Here is an 18,662-nt window from a genome sequence, read left to right as displayed (position 1 = left end):
GTTTCCCCCAAAATACCATATTTTTAGGTTCGATGTTGCACAAGTACATTTACGGCTCTCGTGACCACAGGCAAGATATCGTCATAGAAATTAAGATCAATAATATCTGCAAGTTTAAACCACTGAGCGTCATCAAGACCTCCTTCGCTCTTGAGAGTCAAGTCATCAAAAGGAACCTGCACAAGATGATACTGTCCATGACGTTTCTTTTTGCCCTCATTTGGATCTGAAGCGACATACGTATTTTCACCAAGCTCGCTTATGACTTCTCCCTCAAGACCAATTTCTTCTTTCACCTTGCGTAGTGCTCCAGCTTTTGAGTCTTCTCCTTCTTTGAGCTTTCCTTTACAAAGAGTCCAGTGTCCAAATACATCATGAACCAGTGCAACATACAGCTGCCCTTCTTCTTCAGCATAGACGACAGCACCAACAATCTCTTCAGTACGTAGATTTGCTTCGTCTATCGTTTTCTTAGTTTTTCCAGTTTGCTCTTTTTCAGGCTCTCCCATTTCCTTATAGACAGCACCAAGAACACCGTTTATGAAGCGTCCACTTGATTCACCACCAAATTCTTTACCAAGCTCAATCGCCTCATTTATTGCCACCTTTGGTGGTACTTGCCCGCGATCTGAATATAAAAGTTCAGACAAACCTAAACGGAGGATATTTCTGTCGGTTACGGCAATTTTTTCAAGAGGCCACTCAGGAGCAGCTTTAACTATAATTGCGTCAATTTCTGTTTGTTTTGCAAGAGCTGTCTCAAGCAACTGTTTCATAAATGGAAACAGGTTTGAGTTTGGTGCAAATTCGTTTGCGTTATTTACGAGTATGTCATCAGCACGAGACCTATCCATTCCCTCCGAATCTAATTCGAAGAGAGTTTGAAGAACAACAGAACGTGCGGTGTGTCGATTTGACATAAGAACAGATTAATTAGATTCTAGCATAACCCTACTAGTAAAATACACACCGAGGGTGTGTATTTCTTTTTTATTTTTCCTTTTTAGCTTCTGCCTTCGGAGCTGTTTTGACTGTTTCAGTTACTTTCTTGCCTTCAGTCTTCAGATTTTCGTCCTTAGGTTTGTCATGAATTTCTTCTTCGTGCTTCTCAATTTCTGCACCAAGCGCTTTCATATTTTCTTCTCGTCGCTTCATGCGAGATTCTTTCTTTGCGACAATATCGACAACTTCACGTCCTCGATAACTTCCACATTCTGGACACATTCGATGACGAAGGTGTTTTGCACTACATTTAGCACACGTTGAAAGACGTGGCTCTTTGAGTGCGTGATGTGAACGGCGATTACCGGTATGTGCGCGGGTTACCCGCATTCGTGCTGACATGGTGAGTGATTATACGTAAAACTACAAAAAAGGCAATAAGAAACGACTAAAAGTAGGCATCTACAAAAACCGAGTCAAAAAACTTCTGCGGTGCTCTTTACACATACCGTTCTCTCTTATGGCTGCATAATGAGCTTTAGTGCCGTAGCCTTTGTGACCTTCAAACCCATATTCTGGGTATTTGAGTCCTAACCTCTCCATTTCTCTATCTCGCGAGACTTTTGCCATGACTGAAGCTAGTGCAATAACTACCTCTTTTTCATCTCCCTTTACAATAGTCTCTTGGTTTTTAAACACTTCAGGAGCATAGAGTCCTCCATCAAGCAAAACAGTGATATCATCCATACTGCACCCGCCTGGAAGAACCTGCTCAATAGCACTCTCCATTGCCAAACGAGTTGCCGGAACAATACCTTGCGCATCTATTACATCAGAACCAATCAACCCGACACCTTGTCGTAGATTGTCATTTTGATGAATCCAATCAAACAGTACGTTCCTCCGCTTTGGTGTCAGTTTTTTAGAATCCTTTATTCCTTTTGCAAAGAGCTCATGTTCAATTACAACTGATACAGCAACACAAACAGCACCAACTGAAATAGGACCAGCTACAGGACCACGGCCTGCTTCATCTATGCCGATGATATATTTGGCGCTCATAACAATCTATTCTATCAGGTATAGTTCTAACACATAAAAAAGCAGGCCGGGAATATGTTCCTAGCCTGCCCAATTGTTTGGAAAGTTCATCAGACTTTCCTGCCATCAAACGGTGGTACTTCGTGAGATTTTTTCTCTTGACTGTCTTGAATCTCAAGAAGTCTTTTCTTGAGATTCTTACCGCCGGTAAGAAACTCCCACATCCACTTAAATCCTGGAATCATTGACTTTCTCCTTCCACTATCTAGTAGAGCAAAATTCATACCATATCGCAAGAACAGAAGAAGTACCTATAGAATACCGATTTGTTATACTATCCAGACATGAGCGCTGACTTTATTCATTTACACGTACACAGTCATCTTTCGCTACTCAATGCGTTGCCTAAAATCCCTGAGCTTGTACATGCTGCAAAAAAAGATGGGCAAACGGCACTTGCACTTACCGATGACGGAAACCTCTACGGTGTAATCGACTTCTACAAAGCCTGTAAAAAAGCAGAAATAAAACCCATCATAGGTGTTGACTTCTTTGTTGCGCCGCGTACTCGTCACGACAAAGAACACCGTATAGACAACCGCACCTCTCGCCTTGTATTACTCGCCAAAAACAAGAAAGGCTACGACAACCTTATTAAATTAGTTACACTCTCAAACACAGAAGGTTTTTACTATCGAGCTCGTATCGACCAAGAACTTATAGAGCAAAATAGTGAAGGTCTTATAGCCATACTTCCCTCTTTTGCGTCTCCAGTCTCTCACGCGTTACGCGACCATGACACTGAAAAAGCAACAGGACGCCTTGAGTGGTACAAAAAAGTATTTGGTGAAAATCTGTACCTAGAACTGACGCATCACCCAGAAATTCCTGATCATCAAGAACTTCAAGAACGTATTGTCGAGCTATCACAAACAAACGATGTGCCTCTCGTTGCCGCACAAGATGTGTATTATATGAAGCACGAAGATAACCTTGCCAGAGAACTTGCTCGAAAAATCCAAAGTGGTACGAGTCTTATGGGAGATGAAGCTGACCGACCAGAGGACTTTTCTTTCATTAACCAAAAGACAGCAAAGACGTATTTCAAAAAATATCCCGAAGCTCTAGCAAATACTGTAAAAATCGCAGAAAGCTGTGATGTGCAGCTGGAGCTTGGTAATTGGGTATTCCCAAACTATCCAACAGACAAAGGGAGTAACTACGACGACATGCTTCGCAAAGTAGCCTACGAAGGTATTCCTACTCGCAACATGGAGGAGACTGATGAAGTAAAGGAACGCATTGAGTACGAACTCGATATTATAAAGACAAAGGGTTACTCACCATACTTCCTTGTGGTCTCTGACCTTCTTCTCAACGCAAAAAGAATGGGAATCTTTACCAACACACGTGGTTCAGCCGCTGGCTCACTAGTGTCATACCTCACAAACATAACGAACATTAACCCCCTTGATTACAATCTTCCTTTTGAGCGTTTCCTAAACCCCGAACGACCGTCAGCACCTGATGTCGATATGGACATTGCTGATAACCGTCGTGATGACCTTATCGACTATGCGCGTGAAAAGTATGGCACCGACCACGTAGCTCAAATTGGAACTTTTGGAACCATGGCAGCACGCGCTGTTGTACGTGACGTTGCTAGAGGTTTAGGGTACTCATACAACGTCGGTGATCGTCTTGCAAAACTTATTCCTTTTGGGGCCCAAGGATTTCCTATGACACTCGCCCGAGCACTCGAGATGGAACCAGAATTAAAGCAAGCGTACACAGAAGATTCTGAAACAAAGGAGATTATCGACCTTGCAAAGAAGCTCGAAGGAAACGCGAGACACATGGGAGTACACGCCGCCGGAGTGGTTATATCACCCACCCCACTATTGGACTTTGTACCTATCCAACTCGACCCAAAAGGCGGTAAGACAGTAACTCAGTACGATATGCATGCCGTAGAAGACGCCGGGCTTTTAAAGTTCGACTTTCTTGGTCTTAAAAACTTGGCGGTTCTTGCAGACTCAATTAAGCGAGTAAAAAAGATACAAGGTATTGAAATTGATCCGGATACTATTCCACTCGATAACCCCGAAACGTATGAGATGCTCGCACAAGGACAAACGATGGGAGTGTTCCAAATGGCAAGCGCTGGAATGACCAAATGGTTAGTTGAACTACGTCCTTCGGTCATTCACGATATTAATGCGATGGTGGCGCTCTACCGTCCTGGTCCGATGGAATTCATTCCTAGCTATGTAGAAAGAAAACATGACGCTTCAAAAGTCACCTATCTGCATCCGGATATGGAACCAATCCTAAATACTTCCTACGGTGTTATAACCTATCAGGATGACGTTTTGATGATTGCGATTAAATTCGCTAATTACTCATGGCTTGAAGCAGATAAGTTCCGCAAAGCTATCGGTAAAAAAATCCCGGAAGAAATGGCTAAACAAAAGGACCGGTTTATTTCAGGGTGCCTCGAGTATGGTTTAACTGAAGCAATTGTGAACGAACTTTGGGAGCAAATCGAAACGTTTGCTGCGTATGGTTTCAACAAAGCACACGCCGCTAGCTACGGTAACCTTGCATACAAAACAGCGTACATGAAAGCAAACTACCCGCTTGAGTTTATGTCAGCATTGCTCACAGCAGATTCAGGTGATGTTGAAAAAATCACTGAGATAATTGTGGAATGTAAAGCGATGGGAATCGAAATATTGCCGCCTGACGTGAACGAAAGTTATGAAGAATTCTCTGTAGTTCCAAACGAAAATCAAATTCGATTTGGTCTTACTTCTATAAAGAACTTCGGCACAAATGTAGCCCACACTATTGTAGAAGAAAGAAAAACAAATGGTGAGTATACGAGTATAGAAAATTTCTTAGAGCGAGTGCGTCACGGTGGCATGAACCGAAGAGGTCTTGAGTCTCTTATTCAAAGTGGTGCACTTGATCGTTTTGCCACTCGGGGAGTATTACTCGAAAATGTAGATATCCTTCTTGAATACCAACGAGAAATGAACAAACGTCCAGAAGGTCAAGACTCTCTCTTTGGTACCGTAGAAACAAATAGTGCAATCACACTCGTAGATGCTAAGGATGTAAGCATGCAACAGAGATTAGCTTGGGAGAAAGAGCTTCTTGGTCTATACGTTTCAGGACACCCATTGGATGCTCATGCCAAGAAACTAGAAGGAAAACAAGGTATTGGTGAAGTGAAGATAAAACATCGCGAAGGAACCGCAACAGTAATCGCAGGTATTATTTCAGAAAACAAAACTATTCTCACAAAAAATGGAGAGAAGATGGCATTTATTACACTGAGTGATTTAAATGATTCAATAGAGTCAGTTGCTTTTCCTCGAATCCTTACAGAACATGGTGATCTGCTAAGTGTTGATACCTGTGTTTTGTTCAAAGGGCGTGTATCGAAGCGAAACGACGAATTGAGCTTCATCATCGAAGCAGTACGTGCGCTCTAGCAGCGTTGACCACAAATTAGTGCAGTGATACTATGCATGCATTGGAGATTGCTTTGGCTACCAACCAAAGGCGAACATTTCGCGCATTATGCCTAATCTAATATAAAGAGTGTCTAGAACAATGTTTTAGAAAACTAGGTGGAACCGCGGTTTCTCAAGTAGATCGTCCTAGTAAATACACGATTAACGTCGCGTGTTTACTAGGATGTTTTTTATTACTATTAACATTTAATGTATGTCAGAAGAAAACATAGAACGAGATCATAAAAAACTAGGCAAGCAACTTGATTTGTTTACCTTCTCAAATTCAGTCGGGAAAGGTCTACCTCTTTTTACGCAAAGAGGCACAGCAATGCGGCGAGTACTTGAAAGATTTATCGTGGACGAGGAAATCCGCCGCGGTTACCAACATGTACACACTCCTGATATAGCAAAACTCGACTTATACAAGAAATCAGGGCATTACCCTCACTACAAAGACTCTATGTACGCACCTATAGTAGTTGATGACGAGGAATTCATGCTCCGACCAATGACATGCCCTCATCATTTTGAACTCTACCTTGCGCGCCCACATAGTTATCGTGAGCTTCCAATTCGTATGGCGGAACTAGCGGGACTCTATCGCTACGAACAATCCGGAGAACTCATGGGGCTCCAACGGGTTCGTACTTTTTGCCTTTCTGACGCACATATAATTTGTAAAGATGAAGAACAAGCAATCGATGAAATTAGTGACGCACTCGATCTTATCGAATATGTATCAGGTGTATTCGGACTAGAGATTGGTAAAGATTACTGGTATCGACTCTCACTTGGCAACCGCAACGATACAGAAAAATACTACGATAACCCCGAGGCATGGGAAAAAAGCGAAGATCTTATGCGGGAACTAATGAAAAAACGTGGGAGTGAATTCGTAGAAGCAGATGACGAAGCAGCTTTCTACGGACCAAAAATTGATGTTCAAATGAAGAACGCTAATGGTAAGGAGGATACAGCGTTTACCGTGCAATACGACTTCTGTATGCCAGATCGTTTTGATCTCACCTATATCGGAGATGACGGTAAGAAAAAGCGAGCGTTCGTGGTTCATCGTTCATCAGTTGGTGCAATCGAACGGATAATGGCGTTTCTTATTGAACACTACGCGGGATCATTCCCAACATGGTTGGCTCCCGAACAAGTTCGTGTCCTCGCTGTTTCAGACTTGCATATCGAATATGCAAAGCAGGTGCATCAGGAATTAAAGAATGCTGGCATTCGTGCTGAACTTGATGTATCGAAAGATAAATTAGGGAAGAAGACTCATAAAGTTACACAACTTAAAGTTCCCTACACCATTATCATTGGTGATTCTGAACTTAAAGATCGGAATATAACTCTAGAAAGTAGAGACGATGGGAAGATAGGGTCTCTTTCCGTTGAAGATTTTGTAAAGCGAGTTAAGAACGAATACCCTAAACCAGTCCAATAAACAAAAGGCACCCAATTGGGTGCCTTTTGTTTTAAATACTAAACTGTTGCCAGTAACGCATTTCTGCGTTCCACTGATTCCTTGCGCCCACATAATCACGTTTGAAGTGATCTTGTGTTATACGAGGACTCCGATAATTCGTGTTTGTGTATCGTAGTGTTGGATATCGTTGAGCTGGTCTATACGTATTGTATCCAGGATATCTATTGTACCCAGAGCGCGAATACCGTGTTGGCTGTTCACGATAGTGATACCCAAGATCAATTCCTCCAAAATCTACCACTCCGCCATAATAGCTATCTCCATAATAGTAGCCACCAGCGCAGAATATATCAGAACAAAGAGCAGCATTTCCACCATTATAATAAGAAGACGCTTGTGCATGTGTAGGAATCGCAGCGACTGCAAACATGGCAAATGCACATGTCACAACCAAGGCTGGAATTCCCTTATTACGTAAGGTCATACAATGTGTATAATAGCACAATACAATATCCTTGTCAATAGCAAATACCCCTATTTGCAACTACTATAATAAGGATAAAAGCGCTCTACAGAGCGCTTTTATCCTTATTATTACTCATTCTATGCTTCTAGATAGAATAGTAGTAATTTTGTCCAGAATAGTTGCAATAGGCATTGTTCCAACACTGTGGTTCGTAAACCCCTTGCCAACCCCAGTCATAGTATGGCTGCTCGTACGTGTAGTAATACTCATAATATGGTTCATACGTAGGATAATATTGGTACTGATACTCATATTCTGGGTAATATGTCACATACTCATAGTCGTATACTGGATAATACTGGTCTTGGTATTGAGGGTAATAATACTCTAGGCATTCATAACCATAGTACTGCGGGTACGTGTATTGTTGATATGACGAATAGTTGCAACTTCCATGTGGTATCACTGGATTTACATAATACGGATTGGTATAAGGATAACGGTTGTAGTGCCAATACGTGCTTTCGTTTATTTGTGTTTGATTTTGGTACGAATAATCACGGTTGTAATCGTAGTAGCTCGTGCTGTACGTTGGTACATTGTATGACGATGAATGTCCTGGATGATGCGCAGACGCAAAAGTCGGCAGTACAAATAATACAAGTGCGATTATCACAAAAAGTACAGTTATATGAGGTGCTATGTGTATGTTGTTCATATACTTTCATAATGCTCCTTTTGTACCCTCTTTGTCAATATATATCTTGATTTAGCATGCAATCGCAACATACAAGCTACCCAATATATGGACATCCGATGTCCATATATTGGGTAGCTAAAAAGTTTTACAAAGAAAACAATCTAAAACACAAAAACCCGCATTCATCTGCGGGTTTTTGTGTTTTATGACTCTTTATTTAAGTACAGAGTGTACTTATTTTCGATTTACGAATGAGAGCTTTGGACCGTTTTCTCCATTTTCGAGTGAAAGCGTAGTGTCCTCTTCGCCAGCTGGCGAATTCTCTGGATCATCTTCTGCGCTGTCATCAGCGTACAAAATAGATTCACCAGTACCACGTGCTGCAAACGCTGGCAGTTCAATAGAACTAAAGACGCCTGATTTGTGGAAGAAAAGTACTGCTCCTACACCAAATGCGGCAACAATGAGTGCTGCGATATACATAAGATCATTTGTTCCAGTATATGGCACTTGGTTGATGTGTACGTATCCTGTTCGTGCTGCTGCGACCGTAACACGAGGTTGTGGTTGTGCTGCTGTAACAATAGTTTGCGGGTACGAATAGCGTACAATCGGCTGTGGTTGTGCTGGTGGAATATATACAGGATATCCACTTGAAACGTTATTGATGTTTGTATTATTGTTTATGTTTGTGTTCGTGTTTGTAACGTTGCTTACAACGTTGTTGTAGTACGAAGACGGCTGTGAATACGATGGAGTATATGTTGGGTAGTAACGTGGCTCATAATAGTCGTAATTATCATATTCATAATAATCAAACGACAAATCTAGATTCCAATCAGTATCCCAATCATCGTAGATTACTCCAGGGTAATCATACTGATAATCATTGATTGCGTATTGGTAGTCGTTAATTTCATATTGGTAGTCGTTGCTGTATGCAGGGTAATAGGTATCCTCAAAACTGTAATCAGTATATGACGGGTAGTAAGTGTCTTCGAAACTGTAGTCGGTGTATGAAGGATAGTAGGTGTCGTCAAAACTATAGTCGGTGTATGAGGGATAATAGGTATCCTCAAAACTGTAATCAGTATATGACGGGTAGTAAGTGTCTTCGAAACTGTAGTCGGTGTATCCACCGCAACAAGCTTCCGAAACAACAGCTGCTGCTGTAGATGGGAAAGCAAGCACTTGTGTAGCGAGAATCATTACTACTGCGAAAGATAGTAGAGTAATCTTATTATGAGTCTTTTTTTGTTGCGTGAATTTCATGTTTAATAAATTATTAATTAATAGTAATATACAATATATATAATGTTGTGTCAAGGTTTATTATAAAAAAAGAAAGTGTTGTAGGCGAGAATATCTTCTCCCGCCTACAAACTAATTCTAGTATCATCACCGACCTTCGGGACACCCAATACCTCCTTTCAAAATACATAGAGGTACTGATTTGCAATCCTTAGGGTTCTCGCTTTCGATATGCTCTCGCAAATCATCCGGCTCAAAGAACTCCCCATCGCGTCCATCTTTGCTGCAAGCACGAATGATGTGTCCGTACTTATATGCATTTTCGATAAACTCTCGTCCGATGAGAAACTCGGCAACTCCATTTGAATCAGCTACTTTCGAGTAGTCGTGAAAGGGTTCTGAATCTCTTGTCGTCGAAATGTACATATTCGTCTGCTCCCCAGGAAGAGCAATCACGCGAACGCATATCGTAGGCCCACTGAATGGAATCCGCCCACGCGGGACCATTGTGCTATTCGTTTCACACAACCCAGGGTTACTTGCACATCCCTCATCTTCTCCCGCTGTAACACCGGAGCTGAATGAGGCGACAAGAAAAATCGTCCCTATCACAAAGAACATCTTTCTCATATGGCAACTCCTTCTTGAATGCCAACGGCTCGTTATTCGAACCTGACTGGTAATAACTCATTTAGTTTATTACTTATGACCAGTTAGGTGAGAACATAAAAAAAGATCTCGCACAGAGAACCATGTGGTTCTCTGTGTTTGATCAAAAAGAAGTTCGAAGCCTTTCATCTCCGAGGAAGACCGGCAGCACACGATGCAACAATAACAGATTGCCCTGCGCTGAGTTCGTCATCAACAACGCGAACATCGTTGTGAGTGCCCTTGTCAACAATTGAGTAAGGCACGCCTTTCTCTTGAAGACATTCAGCAAACACCGCTGTCCGTTCGTTGAGTTTGACCCCAGGAGCAGCAGGCGAAGAAACGTAGATCACCTTGCCAGGCCGTGCGTTCCTGTCAACAGAATTGACAGAAACGTCGCGAGGTGTGTTAGCACCCTGTCCTTGCTCGCGCATCGCTGCAGCGACAGCTGCAGCAATCTTTTCGTCCAAGGTGTCGCCATTGTCTGCAACTTCCTGCGGTGAATCCTTTTCCGAAAAGAGACCGAGATTGAACGCCGCGTCAAGACCAAACACAGCAAAACCAAACACTGCCAGACCAACAACCCAAAACAAGCTGTTTTTCAACATGATGCATTCTCCTTTTTTGCACCTTACGAAGGTGCGCTTCAATGAACCAAAGAGCTTTGGAATCCTCCGAGAAGAATCCCTTATGCGTATATAGTGGCATATATAACTCTGCTTGTCAAGGGTTTAGCGACTCTTTTTCAATAGTGTGCTGTATAAAAGATGGCCTTGTTGAGCCTCTTAAACGCTTCAATTGACTGAGCGACCAATTTTTCTTAGAGTTTTGCTCTTAGAAATAATGGAAGTACTCCTGTGGTGGCGTTTATTTTTGCATAGAAAAAAGGGGGTGAACCTTACAGTTACCCCCTTTTCTAGCCACATTTACCTGCTGTTATTCCGCAGGCTCTTTGTACCACCAGAACACGAATGCTCCAGCGATTACCCAAACGAAAGCATACCCGATAAATCGGGAATAGCCGTTGAAAATCTCAGGACTCAATTCGTATACCTCCTCCGAAGTCAATCAGAACGCAAAGCACGAATCTGGGACACTGCTTCCTGTGTTTCAGCTGCAATCCGGCAGCCAACTACAAACGCCGACCCAACGACGATTGCAGCCACAAGACTAAGACTATCTGCAGCGGCAATAATATCCTTCATTCTTTTCCCCCTTAAGGATGGACTAGGCTATGTTCAAAATTGAACGTAGCTGGAGTATTTAATAGCAAAAAGAAATATTGTCAATAAAATCTGTGGAAAAGCTAAGTATTTGACTTACCTATATTTTATTGTATTATTTTATCAAATGTCGTCTTGTGACGACATAGTTCTTTGAAAATGGGAGAAAGAACATGACTGATGAACACATGGCGGCTTTAGAAGTCACCGACATGCCCCAAATGAATTACGGCTTGGAGGCTCTTCTCGACCCAACAAAAAATAGAAGGGCACAGATCGAGAGTTTTTTTCGCTTTGGTCTTCCTACAGGTCTTTCTGTTGGCGGAATACTCTCAATACCAGTATTTTTGCTTACAGCAAATACCGACCTTGTGATATTCGCCGGGGTAGCAGGTTTCTTGCTTGGTCTTATCTGGAGCTTTAATGGAGATGGGGTTGTAGCATCGTACCGAAATGCAGTTCCGACGCTCTTCGGAAGTTTCGACGAAACCCATATCGGTCCGTCAGGGTGGCAATTCTACTGGCCCCAACCGTTTGGTAGTCTTTTCTTCCAAGTCGCCTTTGGCGAACGTCAAACTAACCTGCAAACAGTCGAGGAGGTTGAGACACGGGACGGGGTACGTTTTACCGTAAAATTCAGAGTACGGCGATGGTTCGTTCGATGGCCTTTGCCTTTTATCCGTACGATTGAAAGCACCCGCAATGTAAGTGCACCTGAAAGAGCAATGAACGAGTTGCATGAAGCAACTATCTTTACGTTTATAAATCTCCACTCTGGTAAAGAAATTTTCGAGATGAGTTCTATGAACTTACTCCTCGCAGATGTTCTCAGTGGTGAAGTTGATGAAATTCAACTTTCATCAGATGAAACCAACGAGGATGGGAGTGTTAAGACGGTTCCATTTTGTTTCTCAGGAGGACAAAAAGGCAAGTCTATCCGCGAACGGTTGAGACAGTCCGGGATTTTTATCCCGCGCGGCGGCGTTGATGTTGTTGATATCAATGAGCCGAATGACGTTGCTGCAGCACGTGCTGAAGCAAAAGAAGCTGACATTCGCGGGAGGACAGTACGCGACCGAGTGAAACTGGTAAAGAAACTGCAAGAAAAATATCCAGATGTCGATGTTCATCGAATCATTGAAGACCTCATGGCTGATGGACGAACTGCAGCTGCACGAATGGTCATTGTTCGTGGCGACAAAACTGCGGGAGATTTCACATCAGGAGCTGCGGTGACAACCAGCGACTCCAAAAGAGATGAATAATATCATTCTCTAAATGATTCTTCTCCCATACAAAACATCGCCACGCAACCTAGGTTGCGTGGCGATTTTCATATTCCAAAAGTTTTTAAGTGAAAATAACTAGATGTTTTTTCCGAGAAACTCCGCTTCAACTACCCACCGGTCGCTCTTTGCTCCAAAGGAATCACAGGTAAGTAGCGTAAGACGGTGCCCTTCAACGTCAAGTGCAATCTTATCGTCTGTTGCATTTGCCTGATACACACGACTTACACGATAACTGTAGACGTCAGTACCAGAATGTGCCTGAATAATGTTTCCTTCACTTAGTTTTTCAATATCATTAAACGCCTTAAAGAGTTGGTTTCGCACAATCGGCAAACGACTTGAGTGTCCAAAAAGAAGCACATTACCTCCTTGCTCTCCTAGCTTTGCTGAGTCAGGATAACGCACCGCTGCTGTCTTAAGTTCTTCGTCGAGCGCTTGAATATCCCTTGTTTGTGGGTTAGAAATAGGTAAGTCAATACCCAAACTAGGAACTACGAGGCGATCAGGAAATACTGTAATAGCATTATTTTCTAATGCTTGTGCCCTGTTTGTCTCATTGTAGGCAACATTTGTTGCAAGAGCGAGGCGCTCGTTTTCAGAAAGCAGCGCCTCAACCTCTCTATCATTGAGCCCAGTATTTGCTGCACTCACCGTAATAATAGAACCAATTATAACCAATGCGAGCCACGCAATAGCAAGAGCCCAAAGTATTTTGGGTTTGAAAAGTGTCGCGGCTATTGTCTGTGAATTGTAATCAGGCTTGTATTCCATAGCTTTTGTCGATTAAGACTATACTTCATAATAGTGCTTTTGTCAAGCATTAGCCTATGGTATCTTGGAAACACACTATACGTATCGAAAACACATATTGACTAAGTGAGTAAGTGTGGTATTATCAGCGCGTAATAAAAATATAGTCTATGAATGCAAAAGACAACAACGTAACAACTGCAAAAAATATATTCGCGATACTCGGATTTATTATCCTTCTTGCAATTGGTGTGTGGAGCGCGATTCAGGTTATAACCTTCGTCCCTCGCCTCTTTTCCGACACAGGAGTAACTTCTAGTACTGCTGCTAACATCGATCTTGGAGATAAGGATATTGTTGTTGAACTAAGCAAAGATGTTGCTAACTCCGGTGACTCAGTAGACCTTACCTTTGCACACACTGGGGACGAAACAGGTGTTCTTTCTTTCTCATACGCATGTAAAGAAGGATTCTATTTCCAGATTGCCGATCGTCCTGTGCCATGTAACGCACCCTACTCTCTCCCAACAACTGATACCACTCTTAAAGTAATTCCTGTTTCTGCAAATGAGCTCACTGATGTAGCAATTGCAGTTACCTACACCAACTCTACAGGAGAAAGTGTGCGTGATACGAAATCACTACAGGTAGTAAATACTTCGCCTGTAGTGATAGATGTGGAAAACGAAAGTGATGAAGATACGTCTGTCGAGACTGAAACCACCCAAGCAGATGATGTGACCACAACCACCGCAGAAACAGATACTTCTACAAGTGGACCACGTGAGGCAACGTCAGTTGTTCCAACACAGTACAATACGCCGTACACATACACGTACGTGCCTCAGGCATCAAACCCTTACGGGAGTGTTGACTTAGAAGTACAGATGGTCGCAATTGGTGACATTAACGCCTATGGTTCATTTGAAGCTAAAGGAATTCTACGCACATATAGTACTGGTGGTGCTATGTTCCGGGTAACAAACCGCGGAACAAAACAAAGTGGAAACTGGTATTTCTCTGCAATGTTACCAACTCGTGGCGGATACCCATTCAATTCAGATGCACAACGAACGCTTATGCCAAACGAATCAGTTGAAATCTTTATGACCTTCGACCAGCTCATTCCAGGAACTCATACGTTTAGCGTGCAAGTTGATGAGTCAAACTACATTTACGAATCGAACGAATACAACAACGCAGCGCGACAAACAATAACTGTTCTTGGTTACTAACTAAGAACGAGGCACTCAAAAAAATACACCAGCGAGCTGGTGTATTTTTTAATTGATATATTCGATAGTATATTTACAAATCGAGTGTCGCCTCTCGTGCATGAGCCTGAATAAACGCTTTTCGCGATGCAACATCAGTTCCCATCAAAGTATCAAATACTCGGTCAGCTTCCTGTCCATCCTCGATAGTTACCTGCTTTAATAAGCGACGTTCTGGATCCATAGTTGTTTCCCATAATTCTTCTGGGTTCATTTCTCCAAGTCCTTTGTATCGTTGCACAGAAACTTTGGCTGTTCGTTTTTTTGTTTCTTCTACCTCATCTACCTCGGGCTCAGCGGCATCAACATCAAGCTCAATGTCTTCCTCTACCGCGGCGTCTCCGGCAAATTCCTTCTTTTCTTCTTCTGTGTATGCATAATCTACCTGCTTTCCTTTTTTGATTTTATACAATGGTGGCTGTGCAATATAAAGGTATCCTCCTTCTACAACAGGCTTAAAGTACCGATAGAATAACGTTAAGAGCAATGTTCGAATGTGTGCACCATCGACATCGGCGTCAGTAGCAATAATAATCTTATGGTATCGCAATTTTGTAACATCAAACGTATCGCCGATAGCAGCTCCAAGTGCGATAACAAGTGACTTAATTTCATTATTTGCGAGCATCTTATCAAGCCGTGCTCGTTCAACGTTCAAGATTTTTCCTCTTAGCGGAAGAATAGCTTGTGTACGACGATCGCGCCCTTGCTTACTCGAACCACCAGCCGAATCTCCCTCAACAATGAAAATTTCTGCCTCCTCTGCTGACTTTGTCTGGCAGTCAGAAAGTTTTCCGGGCAGTGTCATTCCTTCAAGAGCTCCCTTTCGTAATACAGAATCTTTAGCGGCTTTAGCGGCTTTTCGTGCTTTCATGGCAAGAACTGCCTTCATAATTATTGCTTTTGCCTCATTTGGATTCTCTTCTAAGAAATCAACAAAAGCTGCCGAGAATACAGACTCTACAGCTCCACGAGCTTCAACACTTCCTAATTTTGCTTTTGTTTGTCCTTCGAACTGAATCTCCTCCATTTTCACAGACACAACAGCAGTAAGCCCCTCAAGCACATCGTCTCCAGTAAATCCTTCGTCAACACCCTTGAGGTTAGCCTTCTTTACGTAACTGTTAAGAGATCGTGTGAGAGCTGTTTTAAAACCGGTAATGTGTGTTCCTCCTTCTGGATTGTATATATTGTTTGCAAAAGCAGACACCCGAGCAGAAATATCATCTACGTATTGCAGCGCGACCTCAACATGCACATCGTCTTGCTCTCGTTCGATATAGAAAATCTTTTTGTGTAATTCTTTTTGATGACGATTTTGAAACGCCACCAAACTCGTAAGTCCTCCCTCAAAGTAGAACGTCATCGATGGAACATCGAGCATGTGGTCGCGGAGATAAAATGTCTTTGTATCATCTAGTGCTCCTTCGTACTCACGAGCATCGATAATAGTCAGGCGCATGCCACGAACCAAATATGCTTGTTGTCGCAAATGCTCAACGATAGTTTTCCAGTCGTATCTAATTTCAGGAAATATAGATGGGTCTGCATCGAACGTAATAATGGTTCCCTTTAATTTTGAAGGGCCAATCTTCTTTATTTTGCCAACTGGTTTACCACCATTTTTGTACTCCTGTACGTGTGAAGCGCCTTCGCGGTGAACTTCCGCACGAACATGTGTTGAAAGTGCGTTCACAACAGAAACACCAACCCCGTGCAAACCACCAGAGAATTTGTACCCTTCACCACCAAATTTTCCTCCAGCGTGAAGTGTAGTCATAATAGTTTCAAGAGCTGAAACTTTTGTCTTCTTATGTATGTCCACAGGAATACCACGTCCGTTGTCGACAACACGAATACGATTACCTGGTAGTAGCGCTACCTCAACATCATCAGCAAACCCACCCATCGCTTCATCACGTGAGTTGTCGAAAATTTCCCAAATAAGGTGGTGAAGCCCATCAATACCAGTGGTACCGATGTACATACCAGGACGTCGTCGAACAGCTTCAAGCCCTTCTAAAACTGTAATGTCATCTGCTCCGTAGCTACCTTTCTTCGCTGGGGCTTTCTTTTCTGCTGCTTTTTTAACTGCCATATATCTTATAAATGAGAGTACTTAAGTACTCTCAAACGTGCATACAGTATACCAAAAAAAACCTGTAAATGCGCGCTTTTACACACATCTATCGTGTGTTCTATTTAGCGAATTTCCCACCCATTTTGAGCACTCATTTCATCTTCAATACCACTCATAATGACTCCTACTTTCTCGTCAGTGAGCGTTTCGTCCATTGATTGAAATACGAGATGAAACGCGTACGATGTCCGTCCGTCTTTTGTAAAGACATCAAACATGTCGCACCTTTGCAATAAATCACTTGCATGAGTTTCAATTACTTCTCGTACACTTTCTTCTGTTGTAGATTCAGGTACCCATACTGCGATATCGCGAAGCATAAATGGATACTGGCTAAATGGTTTGTAAGAAACAGCATCAGCTACCGTTGGCACATTTGGATACGCGTCGAGTTCAGGAGCGGTTTCAAGTACTGTATCGAGATTCCACTCGAGTGTTTCATCAACAGGTTCTGGAAGCGTTGTACCTAAGACTTCCTCAAGGCGCTCCTTGATAGCTACAAGTGCGCTGAGTGTTCGTTCGTCTTTCTTCTTTTTTCCAGTGACTCGAACCGCCACGCACACGTGCATTTCTTCCGCACCATTAGTAAACACGTTCCCTATCTCAAACAAAGACACTGTTTCATACAAACCAAGTAATGGCATATTTTTTTCACTCGTATCAAGAAGTTCACGTAGGCCATCTTTCAGATTGCTCCGCAGATGGTCTTTATCACTCGCAAGTGAATTAACAAGCTTAACTTCACCCGTATCTCGCAAAGAATACAAAAATGTTTCTGTAACCCCGCTTTCTATAAGCGTTTTTCTGATAAGCTCTGCGTATGCAAATTTCTTATTGATTCTAGGAGTTTTCTGCGCTGGAGGAAGTTGCTGGCTTTCGATTTTATTGTACCCATACACTCGTCCAATCTCTTCAATGATATCTTCGGGTATGTGTATATCGCGTCTCTCAAATGGAGCAGTCACGTTAAATACGTCACCATCTTTAGTGTAGGAAAATGCTAGCCGTTTAAATATGTCCTCCATTATTTCATCGGTAATATCCGCACCAAGAAGTTTTGATGCCCGACTCGCTGTCACGCCAACTTCTTTATTTGTTGGTTTTGTAGCTCCGGCGCTCGCATACCCTTGTATTTGACCCCCTGCTAATTCTAAAATCAGTGTCGTAACTGCTTTCACACCATAGGCTGCAAGCTCATCAGCAACGTTGTTTTCAAATCGTGCTGATGCATCAGTTCGTATTTTTAGTGCCTGAGAAGTTTTACGGGTTTGTACTGGGTCAAATGTTGCTGACTCTATAATTATGTCAGTAGTCTCATTCACTACCTCGGCATGTACTCCACCTTTAACGCCAGCAACAGCAAGTGGCGTATCAGAAGCTCTATCAATAATTACCGTCATAGTTTCGTCCAACTCTACTTCCGTTCCACCCAAAAGGCTTATTTTCTCCCCTCTTTCAGCGTGGCGCGTACCAATACTCGGAGTTGTACCGCTAAATTTAGTGGCATCAAATACATGTGTCGGTTGCCCTATGTTAAACAGCACGTAGTTAGTTGCATCAACAACATTGTTTATAGATTTCTGCCCAATTGCTTCAAGTCTTTTTTGTAACCACTGTGGGGATTCCCCAACAGCTACACCAGTAATGCGCGCCGCATTGTAATATGTACACGATGCATCGGTGTCGAGTTCTATCGCGATGGAATCGGTTTCTGGAGTTAGATTTACTTCTTCTTTCAGTGGATCATGCTGCATTGAGATATTCAAAAGTGCCGAAATTTCTCGTGCTACACCTCTGTGTGAAAGTGAGTCAGCAGCACGGTTTGGAAGAACATCTACATCTATAACTGATGTGCCAGCAACTTCTTCAACATTCTCTATTTCAAATGCATGAAATGTAAGTAGTTGTTCAAGCTCGGCAACACGAGGAAGTGTTCCAGCATCAAAAAAAGTTTCTAACCATTCGTAGCTTACTTTCAT

At 42.5% G+C, this 18,662-nt stretch carries 16 protein-coding genes; 5 read left to right on the top strand and 11 right to left on the bottom strand.

Annotated elements, in window-relative coordinates:
* Positions 1 to 23: 23 nt before the first annotated feature.
* From nusB to JXR01_00200, 4 genes are all read right to left on the bottom strand, one after another.
* On the bottom strand, positions 24 to 920 hold the full coding sequence (gene nusB, locus JXR01_00215) for a transcription antitermination factor NusB (protein ID QSH39427.1): 897 nt from the start codon (positions 918 to 920) through the stop codon (positions 24 to 26).
* A gap of 70 nt (positions 921 to 990) precedes the next feature.
* A complete protein-coding gene (gene rpmF / locus JXR01_00210) occupies positions 991 to 1,344 on the bottom strand; it encodes a 50S ribosomal protein L32 (protein QSH39426.1) in 354 nt (117 codons plus the stop codon).
* A 60-nt stretch (positions 1,345 to 1,404) separates the two neighbouring features.
* Positions 1,405 to 2,004: a ribonuclease HII gene (locus tag JXR01_00205; GenBank protein QSH39425.1), complete on the bottom strand. Its 600-nt coding sequence runs from the start codon at positions 2,002 to 2,004 to the stop codon at positions 1,405 to 1,407.
* An 89-nt stretch (positions 2,005 to 2,093) separates the two neighbouring features.
* Positions 2,094 to 2,267, bottom strand: coding sequence for a hypothetical protein (locus tag JXR01_00200; protein QSH39424.1), 174 nt, complete (start codon positions 2,265 to 2,267; stop codon positions 2,094 to 2,096).
* A gap of 60 nt (positions 2,268 to 2,327) precedes the next feature.
* Between JXR01_00200 and dnaE the strand changes: the two genes are divergently transcribed.
* Positions 2,328 to 5,483 (top strand): DNA polymerase III subunit alpha, encoded by a 3,156-nt coding sequence (gene dnaE / locus JXR01_00195; GenBank protein QSH39423.1) that lies wholly within the window; start codon positions 2,328 to 2,330, stop codon positions 5,481 to 5,483.
* Positions 5,484 to 5,718: 235 nt separating this feature from the next.
* Positions 5,719 to 6,960, top strand: a complete 1,242-nt coding sequence (gene thrS, locus JXR01_00190) for a threonine--tRNA ligase (protein ID QSH39422.1) — start codon at positions 5,719 to 5,721, stop codon at positions 6,958 to 6,960.
* Between the two features lie 31 nt (positions 6,961 to 6,991).
* Here the strand turns inward: thrS and JXR01_00185 are convergent, their stop codons facing one another.
* From JXR01_00185 to JXR01_00170, 4 genes are all read right to left on the bottom strand, one after another.
* Positions 6,992 to 7,426, bottom strand: a complete 435-nt coding sequence (locus tag JXR01_00185) for a hypothetical protein (protein QSH39421.1) — start codon at positions 7,424 to 7,426, stop codon at positions 6,992 to 6,994.
* A gap of 916 nt (positions 7,427 to 8,342) precedes the next feature.
* The gene (locus tag JXR01_00180) at positions 8,343 to 9,317 is read right to left on the bottom strand and encodes a hypothetical protein (GenBank protein QSH39420.1); all 975 of its coding nucleotides are present in this window, start codon (positions 9,315 to 9,317) and stop codon (positions 8,343 to 8,345) included.
* A 189-nt stretch (positions 9,318 to 9,506) separates the two neighbouring features.
* Complete coding sequence (locus JXR01_00175) at positions 9,507 to 9,785, bottom strand: hypothetical protein (protein ID QSH39419.1); 279 nt, start codon at positions 9,783 to 9,785, stop codon at positions 9,507 to 9,509.
* Between the two features lie 368 nt (positions 9,786 to 10,153).
* Complete coding sequence (locus JXR01_00170; GenBank protein ID QSH39418.1) at positions 10,154 to 10,615, bottom strand: hypothetical protein; 462 nt, start codon at positions 10,613 to 10,615, stop codon at positions 10,154 to 10,156.
* A gap of 235 nt (positions 10,616 to 10,850) precedes the next feature.
* Here JXR01_00170 and JXR01_00165 point away from each other — a divergent pair, with 235 nt between their 5' ends.
* Together JXR01_00165 and JXR01_00160 are read left to right on the top strand one after the other, a co-directional pair.
* On the top strand, positions 10,851 to 11,255 hold the full coding sequence (locus JXR01_00165; GenBank protein QSH39417.1) for a hypothetical protein: 405 nt from the start codon (positions 10,851 to 10,853) through the stop codon (positions 11,253 to 11,255).
* A gap of 148 nt (positions 11,256 to 11,403) precedes the next feature.
* Positions 11,404 to 12,495, top strand: a complete 1,092-nt coding sequence (locus JXR01_00160) for a hypothetical protein (protein ID QSH39416.1) — start codon at positions 11,404 to 11,406, stop codon at positions 12,493 to 12,495.
* Positions 12,496 to 12,594: 99 nt separating this feature from the next.
* Here the strand turns inward: JXR01_00160 and JXR01_00155 are convergent, their stop codons facing one another.
* Positions 12,595 to 13,290 carry a sortase gene (locus JXR01_00155; GenBank protein ID QSH39415.1) on the bottom strand — a complete coding sequence of 232 codons (696 nt, stop codon included), beginning with the start codon at positions 13,288 to 13,290 and terminating at the stop codon, positions 12,595 to 12,597.
* A gap of 149 nt (positions 13,291 to 13,439) precedes the next feature.
* On the opposite strand from JXR01_00155, the gene JXR01_00150 reads away from it, so the two are divergent.
* Positions 13,440 to 14,504 (top strand): hypothetical protein, encoded by a 1,065-nt coding sequence (locus JXR01_00150; GenBank protein ID QSH39414.1) that lies wholly within the window; start codon positions 13,440 to 13,442, stop codon positions 14,502 to 14,504.
* A gap of 73 nt (positions 14,505 to 14,577) precedes the next feature.
* On the opposite strand, the gene JXR01_00145 is transcribed toward JXR01_00150, so the two are convergent.
* Together JXR01_00145 and JXR01_00140 are read right to left on the bottom strand one after the other, a co-directional pair.
* Positions 14,578 to 16,641, bottom strand: a complete 2,064-nt coding sequence (locus JXR01_00145; protein QSH39413.1) for a type IIA DNA topoisomerase subunit B — start codon at positions 16,639 to 16,641, stop codon at positions 14,578 to 14,580.
* A gap of 104 nt (positions 16,642 to 16,745) precedes the next feature.
* Positions 16,746 to 18,662: a phenylalanine--tRNA ligase subunit beta gene (locus JXR01_00140; protein ID QSH39412.1), complete on the bottom strand. Its 1,917-nt coding sequence runs from the start codon at positions 18,660 to 18,662 to the stop codon at positions 16,746 to 16,748.

The organism is Candidatus Kaiserbacteria bacterium, from assembly GCA_017134395.1.
Taxonomy (GTDB): domain Bacteria; phylum Patescibacteriota; class Minisyncoccia; order Phycocordibacterales; family UBA2100; genus UBA2100.
This window is presented reverse-complemented; position numbering and strand designations above follow the sequence as displayed.

Excerpts from the sequence above, each read along its gene's own strand:
- JXR01_00165 (QSH39417.1), top strand. The coding sequence starts at position 10,851 with ATGGAAGTACTCCTGTGGTGGCGTTTATTTTTGCATAGAAAAAAGGGG.
- JXR01_00175 (QSH39419.1), bottom strand. The coding sequence starts at position 9,785 with ATGTACATTTCGACGACAAGAGATTCAGAACCCTTTCACGACTACTCG.
- JXR01_00150 (QSH39414.1), top strand. The coding sequence starts at position 13,440 with ATGAATGCAAAAGACAACAACGTAACAACTGCAAAAAATATATTCGCG.
- JXR01_00185 (QSH39421.1), bottom strand. The coding sequence starts at position 7,426 with ATGACCTTACGTAATAAGGGAATTCCAGCCTTGGTTGTGACATGTGCA.
- JXR01_00205 (QSH39425.1), bottom strand. The coding sequence starts at position 2,004 with ATGAGCGCCAAATATATCATCGGCATAGATGAAGCAGGCCGTGGTCCT.
- thrS (QSH39422.1), top strand. The coding sequence starts at position 5,719 with ATGTCAGAAGAAAACATAGAACGAGATCATAAAAAACTAGGCAAGCAA.
- JXR01_00145 (QSH39413.1), bottom strand. The coding sequence starts at position 16,641 with ATGGCAGTTAAAAAAGCAGCAGAAAAGAAAGCCCCAGCGAAGAAAGGT.
- rpmF (QSH39426.1), bottom strand. The coding sequence starts at position 1,344 with ATGTCAGCACGAATGCGGGTAACCCGCGCACATACCGGTAATCGCCGT.
- JXR01_00155 (QSH39415.1), bottom strand. The coding sequence starts at position 13,290 with ATGGAATACAAGCCTGATTACAATTCACAGACAATAGCCGCGACACTT.
- JXR01_00180 (QSH39420.1), bottom strand. The coding sequence starts at position 9,317 with ATGATTCTCGCTACACAAGTGCTTGCTTTCCCATCTACAGCAGCAGCT.
- JXR01_00170 (QSH39418.1), bottom strand. The coding sequence starts at position 10,615 with ATGTTGAAAAACAGCTTGTTTTGGGTTGTTGGTCTGGCAGTGTTTGGT.
- JXR01_00160 (QSH39416.1), top strand. The coding sequence starts at position 11,404 with ATGACTGATGAACACATGGCGGCTTTAGAAGTCACCGACATGCCCCAA.
- nusB (QSH39427.1), bottom strand. The coding sequence starts at position 920 with ATGTCAAATCGACACACCGCACGTTCTGTTGTTCTTCAAACTCTCTTC.
- JXR01_00140 (QSH39412.1), bottom strand. The coding sequence starts at position 18,662 with ATGAAAGTAAGCTACGAATGGTTAGAAACTTTTTTTGATGCTGGAACA.
- JXR01_00200 (QSH39424.1), bottom strand. The coding sequence starts at position 2,267 with ATGAATTTTGCTCTACTAGATAGTGGAAGGAGAAAGTCAATGATTCCA.
- dnaE (QSH39423.1), top strand. The coding sequence starts at position 2,328 with ATGAGCGCTGACTTTATTCATTTACACGTACACAGTCATCTTTCGCTA.